8 protein-coding genes are annotated in these 12,421 nt (G+C 59.8%); 5 read left to right on the top strand and 3 right to left on the bottom strand.

The annotated features are described in order from the left end of the window. The first annotated feature begins 7 nt into the window (after nt 1–7). The 3 genes from JNN07_14550 to JNN07_14540 all read left to right on the top strand — a co-directional run bounded on the left by JNN07_14550 (nt 8) and on the right by JNN07_14540 (nt 5,279). Nucleotides 8–997: a hypothetical protein gene (locus tag JNN07_14550; protein ID MBL9168957.1), complete on the top strand. Its 990-nt coding sequence runs from the start codon at nt 8–10 to the stop codon at nt 995–997. 77 nt (nt 998–1,074) lie between these two features. After that, entirely contained in the window at nt 1,075–3,936 is a 2,862-nt protein-coding gene (locus JNN07_14545; protein ID MBL9168956.1) for a PQQ-binding-like beta-propeller repeat protein, read from the top strand. Beyond that, nucleotides 3,933–5,279 (top strand): PQQ-binding-like beta-propeller repeat protein, encoded by a 1,347-nt coding sequence (locus JNN07_14540; GenBank protein MBL9168955.1) that lies wholly within the window; start codon nt 3,933–3,935, stop codon nt 5,277–5,279. Before JNN07_14545 ends, JNN07_14540 begins: the two co-directional genes overlap by 4 nt. 255 nt (nt 5,280–5,534) lie before the next feature. Here the strand turns inward: JNN07_14540 and JNN07_14535 are convergent, their stop codons facing one another. Next, nucleotides 5,535–6,314 (bottom strand): prolyl oligopeptidase family serine peptidase, encoded by a 780-nt coding sequence (locus JNN07_14535; protein MBL9168954.1) that lies wholly within the window; start codon nt 6,312–6,314, stop codon nt 5,535–5,537. A gap of 102 nt (nt 6,315–6,416) precedes the next feature. Between JNN07_14535 and JNN07_14530 the strand changes: the two genes are divergently transcribed. Further along, entirely contained in the window at nt 6,417–9,500 is a 3,084-nt protein-coding gene (locus JNN07_14530; GenBank protein MBL9168953.1) for a PSD1 domain-containing protein, read from the top strand. Between the two features lie 4 nt (nt 9,501–9,504). Continuing rightward, on the top strand, nt 9,505–10,947 hold the full coding sequence (locus JNN07_14525) for a DUF1501 domain-containing protein (protein MBL9168952.1): 1,443 nt from the start codon (nt 9,505–9,507) through the stop codon (nt 10,945–10,947). A gap of 124 nt (nt 10,948–11,071) precedes the next feature. Here the strand turns inward: JNN07_14525 and JNN07_14520 are convergent, their stop codons facing one another. Continuing rightward, the gene (locus JNN07_14520; protein MBL9168951.1) at nt 11,072–11,842 is read right to left on the bottom strand and encodes an NIPSNAP family protein; all 771 of its coding nucleotides are present in this window, start codon (nt 11,840–11,842) and stop codon (nt 11,072–11,074) included. A gap of 239 nt (nt 11,843–12,081) precedes the next feature. Beyond that, on the bottom strand, nt 12,082–12,288 hold the full coding sequence (locus JNN07_14515; GenBank protein ID MBL9168950.1) for a hypothetical protein: 207 nt from the start codon (nt 12,286–12,288) through the stop codon (nt 12,082–12,084). Nucleotides 12,289–12,421: the final 133 nt, after the last annotated feature.

The raw sequence follows: 12,421 nt of genomic DNA, 5'->3' as shown, positions 1-12,421 counted from the left end.
GTGTCTTATGGGCAGCTGGCTTTTGCTGTGGCCATTCCTCGAGGCGGCGACGCCTGACTCTGGGGTTCTCTATCTGACCGGGTTCGAGCAGGCCGCAGTGCCTCCATTTGTGCTAGGAAATCTTCACGGGCAATCGGGTTGGCGGGTGCTGGCAGGCGATGCGGAAGTCGTTCAACCGGCGGTGGGTAGAGGCACCCAATCGGTCTCTGCCCGCCAAGCCGAGGTCGAACTGGGGATCCGTGCGGCTGCACCGGTAGTGTGGGTCGATTTTTTGGTGAGCGGTGGCGGATCTGATTGGCCGCCCATGATCCCCAGCGGCCCCGCCAGCGTCGTCCTGGTTCTCGGCTCCCAGAGGGGCGTGTTGGCTCTCGATGGGGACGGGGAGGGGAACGGCATTTTTCTTCCGGCGACCCAGGGTTATAGCCTGGCCGGGGAGGATCCTCGCCGTGTAAGTATTCGGATTGACTATGAAAACCGCCGCTATGACGTGTGGCTGGATGGGGTGCGGAGATTGGGGGGCTTGGGCTTCAAGGACCGGGCGATTTCGAGCCTCGAGTTCTGCCGGTGGCTTTCCGGCCTGCCAGCCTCGCTGGATGATTTTAGCGTGACGCTTTGGGGACTGGATCGGGACGGTGATACCGATGGGTTGACGGACCTTGATGAAGTCAAATTCCATGGTACGCGAGTGGACAATTCAGATACCGATGGGGACGGAGTCTCGGATGGCACTGAGGTCCAAGTGGGATCGGACCCGCGGTGGGCGGGCGATGGGTGGGGACTCATGATCGAGGCGCTGGACAGCACGCATCATCGCATCAGGTTTCCGACGCTCCCGGGTCGGAGCTACTATTTGGAGAGTCGGCCGGCTGTAGTGGGGTTTGAGCCCTGGCTTAAAGTGGCAGGAGTCTCTCCGACCCGGGGTGATGGCGGTGCCGGATTTTTCATTTTGCCCAACGGCCATCATCCGGTGTTCTATCGAGTGATCGCTGAGCCATGAATCTTCCTTTGTCTAGAAGTCGACAGACTAAGCGGACCTCCAGGTGGGGGCGTCACGACGCAGGCCCAAGCCTGTCTGTGCTGTGGATAGTCGTGCTCCTCTGCTTGGGTTGTCGCTTTCCTGTCGCGGCGGCGGCTCCACTCGGTCAATGGGTGCTATCGAAAACCAATGTGAGCGGGGGAATGGTGCGAAACCAGGCGGGCTCTCCGGACGGCCAGTTCATGGGGCCTTTGACTCTCACCTCCGACCCTGAAGCGGTGCTGTTCGATGGGGTTCAAAATTTCGTGCAGCTCTCTCCCGCTTTGCCGCCGACGGTGCTTCCGCGAACCAATCTGAGCGTGGGGGCGTGGGTGGCGATGCGCTCCGCCGGACAGTGGCCTGGTATTGTCGGGTGTCTGCAGGACAACGGGGATTTCGAACGCGGCTGGGTGCTGGGAGCCCACGACTCCAAGTTTTACTTCGCGTTAACCAGCGATGGAACTTTGAACTACCTGTATGCTCCCAGCGCCTTTCAATTGAATCGGTGGTATCACGTGCTCGGGACCTATGATGGAGTTCAGCAGAAGCTCTTTATCAATGGGCGGTTGGTCGCGACGGCGGGGACGGAGAAGGGGGCCGTTCTTTATTCTGCCGCGCCTTATGTCCTGGGGGCGTACAAGGATGACAACGAGTTTTATCCTCTCGATGGATGGTTGCGCGAAGTGGCAGTCTACGGCCATACCCTGTCGGCTCCAGAGGTGTTGGCCACCTATCAGAGCCAGAGCAATCTCTTCCCCGCCACGATCCAGCTCCCTCCGCCCAAGCCATCCCCGTTGTTGGGACCGGTGGTTCGATTTACTGATCCCAGCAGCGCCGTTGTGGAATGGCAAACGGCCACCCCCGTTCGGACGTCGTTGGAATGGGGAGTGGCGGAGGCTCTGGAGTCGGTCGTAGCCGATTCGGTAATGAAGACGGTCCACGAGGTCACCTTGCGAGGGTTGAAGCCGAAGACACGGTATTTCTTTCGCGTCGAGGCGAATGTCCTGCCTCCCTCGACCCCAGTCACGTCCCCGATCTACGATTTTGAAACAGACTTCAATTACACCCTGCCGCCGATCGACCCGCGGCTGGCACCTTTCCCAGCGGACGACCGTACGGAGTGGTATGGAAAAATAGCTGAATCGATTCTGGCGGAGACAGGAATCACTCGGGGCTATGCTTTGGACTACGGGGCGATCGATGGACGTTTGGCCTGGGAGTTGGTGCGTCGGTCGGACCTGCAGGTGATGGTGGTGTCCTCGAACGCCGCCGTCGTCCAGGAACTTCGGTTGCGGCTCCAGGCATCGGGATTGTATGGGACGCGCATCTCCGCCGTTCACACTTCGCTGGCGGCACTGCCTTACACCAAGAATTGGTTCAATATGATCCTATCTTCCTCCGCGCTTCACGGCGGAGCGCCTGCGGGAGTTGCGGCCGAACTGTTTCGCGTGCTGCGGCCATCTGGAGGCATCGTGCTTCTGGGAAACCCTGACGGGATGGCCGACTCATTTCCGCGTTCGGCCGAGTGGGAGGCCTGGTTGCGTGGAGGAGTGCCTGCCGACTCGATGGATGTGGTGGTCACCCCGGGACGGGGACTGCGAGGAACCCGTCGCGCGTTGCCTGGTGCCGGACAATGGACTCACAACTTTGCCGATCCGGCTCAGACCGTTTGTAGTCAGGACGAGCGCGTTCTGGGCCGTGATATGAAAGTTCAGTGGTTTGGAGAACCCGGCCCCCGGGGGTTCACGGATCGGCAAGCTCGGAATCCATCTCCGCTGGTCGCCAACGGCACCCTGTACACCCAGGGAAACAACCGTTTGGCGGCTCAAGATGCGCACAATGGACGAATGTATTGGTCGCTTGAAATTCCCGAGCTTCGGCGGGTCAACATGCCGCGTGATGGTGGGAATTGGTGTGCCGATTCCACCTCGGTGATGGTCGCCCATCGCCAGTCCGTTCTCCGACTGGACGCGCGCACCGGCCGAACGCAACGCATCTACTCTGTGCCCGAGGCGGCCGAGGGTTACGACTGGGGCTACGTGGCCACGGTCGATGATCGGCTCTATGGCAGCTCGGTGAAGAAGGGGTCATTTTACACGAAGTATGATGGGAGCTGGGAGTTTTGGTATGATTCAACCACGGCTTTGAACGAGATCTCGAAGATCTGCAGCCATCGCCTGTTCTGCCTGGCGAAGGCCGATGGAACTTCGCTGTGGAGCTACACCAACGGGGTGGTGATTAACAACACCATCGCCATTGGTGGGGGGCGGATTTACTTCGTCGATTGCCGGAACCCGGCCATCCTCAACTATGCCAGTGGCCGCATTGACAGCGCCAACCTGTGGAGGAGCAACTCCATTGTGGCGCTGGACGCGCGCACGGGGGAACTTCTGTGGGAGAAACCCCTGGCCGTTCCGGTGAGCCCGTATCCGGTGGTATTCTACCTTTCCTACGCCGGAGAGCGGTTGGTGCTCAACGATTCCACCACTCAATACAACGTCTTCTGTTACTCAGCGGCTGATGGCAGTCAGATTTGGAAAAAGTCGCATGCCTGGAATCGAAATCATCACGGCGGGCACATGTATCACCCGGTGATCGTTGGTAAACAGGTGATTGTGGAGCCCTACGTCTACGATTTGGAAAGCGGTGCAGTCATTCGGTCGGGCTTGCCGGAGCGGGGCGGGTGCACCACGATGTCGGCTGCGGCCAAAGCGGTTCACTATATTAATTGGGACTACGCGAAGGGATCCCCGTTCATCTGGGATCTCGACACCCAGCAACGACGCGAGATGGCGGGGACTCGCTCGAGTTGCTTCCTCTCCTTGATCTCCGGGGAGGGGATGGTGCTGATGCCAGCGGCGAGCGCGGGTTGCGCCTGTCGATTCCCGATTCAGTCCACGATCTCCTACGCTGCACCATGAGTCACACCCAAGCCTCCGGTTCCACCGCCAACGACCTACGCTTCGTGACACGGGCAGGCCGAGGGTGGGCTGTCATCGTCACTCTTTTGGCATTCTGGACCGGTGCGGCGTGTGGGCCGGTCGCTGCGGCGGACTGGCCTACCTATATGCGGGATGCTCAGCGCAGTGGCATCACGTCGGAGGCGCTCCGTACGAATCTCGGGGTGGCCTGGGTCTATCCGCGTGTCAAGCGTCCGCATCCCGCCTGGCACGACGAGGCCAAGCGGGACTACTCCGTCGACATTCCGTCGCAACGGCCGTTCAAACAGCGGAACCTGTTTGACCGTGTCAACCACGTGGCGGTGTCGGGAGGCAGAGTCTATCTCGCCTCCGCGACGGACCACACCATTCAGAGTCTCGATGCGGTGACTGGGGAACCGCGCTGGACCTTCTTTACCGATGGCCCGGCGCGCATGGCACCCACCGTGGATTCCGGACGGGTGTATGCGGGTTCCGATGACGGTTCGGCCTATTGCCTCGATGCTGTGCAAGGCACGTTGGTCTGGAAATACACTCCGGCGGGCCCGACGAATTATTGGGTCCCGAACAACGGCCAGCCCGTCTCCCCTTGGGCCGTTCGCAGCGGGGTTCTGGTGGATCGGGGCACGGCGTATTTTGCGGCCGGGATCTTCCCGAGTGAAGGAGTATACCTCTGTGCGGTCGATGCCCTCAGCGGGCAGTTCACCACGACCAATCATTGGAGGACCCGCCATCTGAATCAGGGGTCCATGCAGGGATATCTCCTGCTCTCGGGAACCCGCGTCTATGTCCCGGGCGGACGCAGCAACCCCTTTTACTTCAATCGATCGACGGGAGCGTTGTTGGGCCAGTACAATGACCGTGAGGCATCGGGGACCTTCGCGTTGTTGGCGGGCAACTCGTTCTTCTATGGGCGATCAGGCCGGACGTTGGGGCGCATTACCGAGTCGGGTTCAGCCGGCGATACCCTGGCGACCTACGATGACGGCAACGCGATGGTTGTGACCACCAACCGGAGCTATCTGTTGAGCGACACCGCATTAAAGGCATTGAGCCGTCCGGGACGAGCGACGCTGTGGACAAAGCCGGTAACCTCGGGGCACACCCTGATTTTGGCGGGCACGACTTTATGGGTGGGAGGGGACGGCGAGGTGTCGGCCTATGACGCCGCGTCAGGCAATCGTCTGTGGGCGAGTGCTGTAACTGGGCGGGCGGCGGGGTTAGCCGTTGCGGATGGACGTCTGTTCGTGAGCACGGACGAGGGATTGATCTACTCGTATGCCAGCCAGGAGGGTTCAGGACGAAGTGCTTTGATCCTTCGGTGAGGAGTCCGCGGAAAGGTTTATCAAGAATCGGGGTGGACAAAGAGCTGGAGTGAGGTGGACGGTTTGTCGATGGTCGTTGTTTCCATCCTAAATATACTGAATCGCGTTCTGCTCTCCAAGCATGAGAAACGAAAAACTCAGATTCTGGTTGGCTGGCCTTTACCTTGCAGGTGAGATTGAGCGTGGGGACCTGCTGAAGCAGGAACTCCATACACGGAACCAAGCCTCACCCATTTGAAATCATACCCGGGCCTGCTACCTCGAGTAGTTCAAGAACCACGCGAAGAGTTCTGGGTTGTTATAGGCTTCCGTCCAGGAATCATGGTCCGTTTCCGGATAGATCGTGAATTTGGGGGCGGTGTTGCCGGCCGCCTTGACCGCCTTGATCATCCGTTCGGACTCTTCGAGCGGAACCACGCTATCCTTGGCTCCGTGAAAGGCCCAGATGCCCAAAGTTTTCAGCGCCTTCCGCTGGCTTTCGCTCATGAGTAGCAATCGGATCCTCTCCCCGCCCCCACAGATCGGCGCGACCGCCGCAAAGCGTTCGGGATGTCGTGTGGCCAGGCTCCAGCTGCCGTAGCCCCCCATGCTCAAGCCCGTCAGGTAGATCCGCTTGGGATCGACTCGGTGTTTCCTGCTCAGCTTATCGAGCAGAGCCAGCAGCGTGGCATCGTCCCAAATTTCTCCCGCAGGGCATTGCGGCGACACCACGATGAACGGCAGCTTGGTCCCCTTTTCGATCAGCTTGGGCGGACCGTGCACCGCGACTTTGTTCAAATTGGTTCCGCGTTCGCCGGCGCCGTGCAAGAACAGGAGGAGGGGCCACTTCTTCTTACTGGACTTGTCGTAGCCCTCGGGAAAGGAGAGTAGATATCCCAGTTCATGGCGCGTTACTTCGCGGTGGGTGAAGCGTTCGCGGAGCTGCTGGGGCGGGGCTGGCTTCATGGTGGTGGAGGGCTCGGATTGAGCTGCGCTGGTCAGGCAGGCGACCAGCATCGCTGCGCCGAGAACTCGGTATTGAATTCGTTGCATCATGGTGTCGTCTGAGAAGCCTTAACATGTCTGGCGTTCCGAGGGAAACTCCGAAAATTCCTTTTGCAGTCTGCGGGTGAACGCGGCAGGTTTGTAATCGATCCTATGCGCTGTCATTTCAATGTGTCCCAGCCGGTGTTGGTTCTGTGGGTAGGGATCTATTGCCTAGCCGGCCTTTCCGCCCGGGCGGAAGGGCCTAGTTCGGCGGCTCTGCCAGACAAAATACGGTTTAATCGGGACATCCGTCCCATCTTTTCGGACACCTGTTTTGCCTGTCATGGCCCCGATGCCAAGGCTCGAAAGGGAAAACTGCGTCTCGATGTGCGCGAGGAGGCCTTGCGGGTTCGGGACGGCAAGGCCCCGGTCGTGCCGGGCGACAGCTCCCGCAGCGAGGCTTTTCGCCGATTGATCACCAAGGACGCGGATGATTTGATGCCGCCTCCGGACAGTCATAAAACCCTTTCGCCTCGCCAAATCGAAATCGTGCGGCGGTGGATTGATCAGGGAGCAGAGTATGAGGCGCACTGGGCCTACGCCCCGCTCAGCCGCCCCGCTCCCCCGGCCGTGGCTAAAAAAAGCTGGGTGCGGAACCCCATCGACGGCTTTATTCTGAGCAGACTGGAGCAGGAGGGGCTACGACCTTCCAAGGAAGCGGACGCGGAGACTTTATTCCGTCGGCTTCATCTCGATCTGACCGGCCTGCCGCCCAAGCCCGACGACGTTCGCCAGTTTCGAGCGGATCGATCGGACGCTGCCTATTCCCGCTGGGTAGACCGACTGCTCGATTCCTCGGCTTTTGCCGAGCGCATGAGTGTGTGGTGGTTGGATCTCGTGCGCTATGCGGACTCCGTCGGCTACCATAGCGATGTGCCGATGTCCGTCTGGCCTTATCGGGACTATGTGATTGAGTCCTTCCGTCGCAATAAACCATTCGACCGGTTTACGGTTGAACAAATTGCCGGCGACCTGCTGCCCGAAGCGACTCAGGAACAGAAGGTGGCTTCCGCCTACAATCGATTGCTGCAAACCACCGAGGAGGGGGGAGCCCAAGCGAAGGAATACGAGTTCTTATACGCTGGCGATCGAGTGAGGAATACGGCGATCGCGTGGATGGGGGCCACCTTGCTCTGCAGCCAGTGCCACGACCACAAGTATGATCCCTTCTCAATGAAGGACTTCTACAGCTTTGCCGCCTTTTTTGCCGACATTCAGGAACCGATCGTCGGCGCGCGGGGCCGGGGTACGCTTCTCACGAATGCAACCCAGCAGCGTCAGATTCAGGAGTTTGACGATGGGATTAGCCGATTGCGCAAGGCATTGGAAACCCCGACCTCTGAGCTGGCCGCGGAACAGCAGGCCTGGGAAGAGTCCATGGGCCGAGAGCCCGAGTGGCGAACGTTGGCGGTGGGTGCCCCGCGCAGCGCGTCTACCACCCAATTCGAGTCTCTCCCGGACGGGGCAGTCCGGGTGAAGGGAAGTGTTCCAGAGAAGGATCAGTTTACCTTCACGACATCGGTGGGGATGGAAACAGTGACCGGATTTCGCCTGGAGGTATTGAGCGATCCAGTGCTGCCGGCCAACGGTCCGGGCACAGCCAGCAACGGCAATTTCGTCCTGAGCGAGGTCTCGATCCAGGAAGGGGGACGCGAGGGAACCAATCGAGTACTGCGGCTCAGCCGGGCGGTGGTCGATTTCTCGCAGGATGGCTATGCGGCGGATAAGCTCATCGATGGCAAGCTGGACACGGCCGGTTGGGCGGTTCTCCCTCAGATCGGCAAGAATCACTACGCGGTGTTTGAACTCAAGGAGCCGCTCCGAGCGACGGCGGACACCGTCGTTCGCTTTCAGCTCAGTTTCCAGTCGCAGTTTGGCCAGCATCTCATCGGGAAGTGGCGCGTTTCGGCGACGACCCAGCCGGCGCCGTCACGCACGCTTGGGCTCCCGGGGGACATTCGTAAGCTGGTCAGCAAACCTGCGGCCGAGCGATCGGAGTCCGAACGCAATGAGTTGTCCAAGTATTACCGTCGGATCGCTCCGTCCCTGGACGATGAACGGAAGGATTTGGCCGGGTTGGAGGAAAAGAAGCGCAACTTCATTGCGCCGATCGCTTCGTGCCTGGTGACCGAGTCGGGCCCTCCGCGGGAGGTTCGGATTCATCCGCGCGGCAACTGGATGGCGGACACGGGACCGGTGATGACTCCCGCGGTCCCTGAGGTGTTGGGAAAGCTGTCGAGCGCGGGTCGCGCGACACGCCTCGATTTGGCGAAGTGGCTGGTTGCGCCGGACAATGGGCTGACTGCCCGGGTTTTCGTCAATCGGGTCTGGCGGTTGTTCTATGCCACGGGGCTTTCGAAAACCTTGTATGACAGTGGCTCTCAGGGCGAGGCCCCGAGTCATCCGGAACTGATGGAGTGGTTGGCGACCGAGTTTATTCACAGCGGCTGGGACGTGAAGCATCTCATTCGCTTGATGGTGACAGCGTCGGCCTACCGTCAGACCTCCGTTACGAGCCCCCTGCTGGCCGAGCGCGATCCCTACAACCGTCTCTATGCCCGTCAATCCGCGTTTCGACTGGAAGCGGAGTTCATTCGGGACAATGCGCTGGCGGTGAGCGGTCTCTTGGTGGATAAGGTGGGCGGTCCCTCGGTCTTTCCTTATCAGCCGGCGGGCTACTGGGCTCCGTTGAACTTCCCGGTTCGGGAGTGGCAAAACAGCAAGGGAGAAGGGTTGTATCGGAGAGGACTCTACACGCATTGGCAACGGACGTTCCTGCATCCCAGCTTGGCTGCCTTTGATGCCTGCAGTCGAGAGGAGTCCACTGCCGAGCGTGCGCGATCGAACATCCCTCAGCAGGCCTTGGCGATGCTCAACGACCCGACCTATGTGGAAGCGGCGCGATCCCTGGCCACTCACTTGATCCAGGCGGAGCCCAAGAGCGCCAAGCGCCGTCTCGAGCTGGCCTTCCAGCGAGTCCTGGGTCGGTCGATCCGTTCCGACGAGCAACGGGTTCTGCTCGAGCTTCAGCGCAGTCACCTGAGCGAGTTCCAACAGAACCCTGAGGAGGCCAAGAAACTTTTGTCGCATGGCGAGCTCCCGGTTTCCAAAGATGTGGAGACGGCGGAGCTGGCTTCCTGGACCTCGGTGACACGCGCCATTCTGAACCTTCACGAGACCATCACCCGGGAGTAACGTTATGAACTTCGATCAAGAACTTCACTGGCAGTTGGCTCGGCGGGCCTTCCTGCGTCGGACGACGGGAAGCCTCGGCAGTTTCGCTTTGGCTTCCCTGCTGAACCCCCTGAAATCCGAGGCTGGGGTTCGTCGGCCGGAGCCGGGCAAGTGGCCGGGGGTGGTTCAGCCGTTGCACTTCGCTCCGAAGGCCAAACGGATCATTTGGTTGTATATGGCAGGCGGGCCGTCGCATTTGGAGACATTGGATCCGAAGCCGAAGCTGGCCGAGCTGCATGGCAAGCCCATGCCGGAATCTTTCACCAAGGGACAACCGATCGCTCAGCTGCAGGGGCAGGCGCTCAAGTGTTTTGGGCCACAGCACCCGTTTAAGAAGTTTGGGCAGTCGGGGCAGGAGATCTGTGAGCTGTTCCCCAAGCTGGGAGGGGTTGCCGACGAGCTGTGCATCGTGAGATCGCTCCACACGGAAGCGATCAATCATGATCCGGCGCACACCTTCATGAACACGGGCACCATGGTGTCCGGTCGCCCGAGCCTGGGCTCATGGTTGACCTATGGTTTGGGCAGTGAAGCGGAGGATCTGCCCGGCTTCGTGGTGATGCAATCGGACGGTCGTGGCGGCCAGATGCAGCCCATCTCATCGCGGATGTGGCACAGCGGTTTTCTGCCCAGCCAGTTTCAGGGTGTGAAGTTTCGTTCCAAGGGCGATCCCATCCTGTATCTCAACAACCCCGCGGGTATCAACCCGAAGGTGCAGCGCGAGGTGATTGATGCAGCGGTGAAACTGAATCGATCTCACGAATTGCGGGTGGAGGATCCGGAGATCGCCACTCGGATCAAGCAATACGAGATGGCGTTCCGCATGCAAACCAGCGTGCCGGAACTTATGGATTTGTCCAAGGAGCCTGCGCATATGCTGACCCGTTATGGCGCCAAGCCGGGGGACGGGAGCTACGCATCCAACTGTCTTCTAGCCCGACGCCTCGCGGAGCGTGGGGTTCGATTCATCCAGCTCTACCATCGAGACTGGGATCATCATGGCAACGTGAAGAATGATGTGCGGCTCAAGGCTGAGGAGGTCGACGGGCCCACGGCGGCGTTGATTCAAGATCTCAAGGAGCGAGACATGCTGAAGGACACCTTGATTGTTTGGGGCGGTGAATTTGGCCGGACGCCCATGTCGCAGGGAGGAGACGGGCGGGACCACCATATGAAGGGCTTTTCGATGATGCTGGCGGGAGGCGGTGTGAAGGGTGGCATTTCCTATGGAGCGACCGATGAATTGGGATACAACGCCGTTGAAAACCCAGTGCATGTGAACGACCTGCATGCCACGATGCTGCGCTTGATCGGGATTGATCACCTTCGCCTGACCCACCGGTTTCAGGGAAGAGATTTTCGGCTCACCGATGTCGGAGGCCAGGTCATCAAGGATATTCTAGTCTGAACCCTTACCCCCGCTTCTCGGAGAAGCGGGGGTAAGGGTGAGTGGAAGGCGCTGGATTCGCCGGGTGCTTGTGAGCGCTGGGTGGACGGGATGACTTCGGTCGCTTGCGCATCCATTCCCGCGTCTACTTCCACTGGGAATAATCTGTCGGCACTAAGTATTCGGATTTGACGCCATCGGGGATGGTGAGTGAGCCGCCGGCCTTCTCTTCCGAGTCCTTGCGCGCGGCCTTCCATTTCGGGTCCTCCCGGAAGGTCTTGAAGGAAGCCTCTCCTGCGGTTTTGGAGGCGTGGGCGAGCAGATAGATTAGAGTGTCGTCGGCGCCTTTTTCCCCTGCCATGAGGTTCCAATACGCGATGTTCTTCATACCGTGCTTTTGAAACAGCTCCACGGTGTGGTTTCGGAAGCGGGCGTTGAGGTTCGACAGCTTGCCCGGAGTGGCGGTGTAGGTGCGAAGTTCGAACGCGCGCGGCACGGCTGCTTTCTCAGGAGCGATCACGGGAGAATAGTCCGTCGCGGACATGAAGAGGCTTTCGGCTTTGGCCACCAGGCGGCCGTTCGCTTCGGTTGATTTGGCGACCGCCTTCCACTCGGGGTCGTTCACAAACGCCTTCCAGGACTTTTCGCGAGCCTCGCGACTCGGGTAAGCCAGCACGTAGATCAGCTTCAGCTCGGGGTTCTCGATCGGCATCCAGTAGCCGATGTTCTTCATGCCATGCTTCTCGAACAACTTGATGGTGTGGTTGCGGAAGCGGGCGTTCAGGTCGTCGAGTTTACCCGGAGCGGCGTAGTAGATCCGCATCTCGTAGCATTGGGTGTCCGGAGAGGCAGCCGAGGCGTTCGAGGAGGTGAGCATGAGCAACGTGAGCAGGGTGAGTGAGAGCAGTGCGCGCATAGTCAATGATGATTACCTGGAAGGCGTAGCCGATCCTCCGGTCGGGGGAAAGGAAAAAGGCGTGCCACCTGTCGGCGAACGCATTGAGGAACGGGTCGGATTCAAGGAGTAGGGGTGACGCAGGCCTCTGAAGCGGGTGGCATCGCTGCGCGATGCTCCGTGTTTTTGCAATTCCGGGGGTGCTAGCACCCCCGGCCAATCTCTGCGAACCTGTCAGGTTCGGCTAACGCTCCGATTCATCACGGATCATTCGGTTTCAATCCGTTGGGCAACGACTTGAGGTAAGCAACGGCGTTGGTGGGTGGATTTTGGATCAGGTCCTGCAGAAGCTGTCCGTGCTGGATGGTTCCTCTGAATCGCAGGATTCCAGTAGATGAGCTCAGGAAGACTTGACCTGGCTCGAGCGGCGTACCTTTAAGCTTGGCCAACAGACGGAGTTCCAACAAGAATGCGAAGTAGGCAGGAGCGCAGAGACAGTGGGTGGCTGAGTTAACTGTTTAGGAACGAGCGCTACTGCTTACATCGCGTGTTGGAGGGAGCCGCGTCAGGGGACGCAGGCTATAGGAAGAGTAAGGGGTC

It is taken from the genome of Verrucomicrobiales bacterium (assembly GCA_016793885.1).
Taxonomy (GTDB): Bacteria; Verrucomicrobiota; Verrucomicrobiia; order Limisphaerales; family UBA11320; genus UBA11320.
Note: the sequence above shows the minus strand (reverse complement) of the source record. Positions and strands in the feature narration are given on the sequence as shown.

Coding starts and splice junctions, on each gene's coding strand:
- JNN07_14550 (MBL9168957.1), top strand. CDS start 8: ATGGGCAGCTGGCTTTTGCTGTGGCCATTCCTCGAGGCGGCGACGCCT.
- JNN07_14540 (MBL9168955.1), top strand. CDS start 3,933: ATGAGTCACACCCAAGCCTCCGGTTCCACCGCCAACGACCTACGCTTC.
- JNN07_14535 (MBL9168954.1), bottom strand. CDS start 6,314: ATGATGCAACGAATTCAATACCGAGTTCTCGGCGCAGCGATGCTGGTC.
- JNN07_14530 (MBL9168953.1), top strand. CDS start 6,417: ATGCGCTGTCATTTCAATGTGTCCCAGCCGGTGTTGGTTCTGTGGGTA.
- JNN07_14525 (MBL9168952.1), top strand. CDS start 9,505: ATGAACTTCGATCAAGAACTTCACTGGCAGTTGGCTCGGCGGGCCTTC.
- JNN07_14520 (MBL9168951.1), bottom strand. CDS start 11,842: ATGCGCGCACTGCTCTCACTCACCCTGCTCACGTTGCTCATGCTCACC.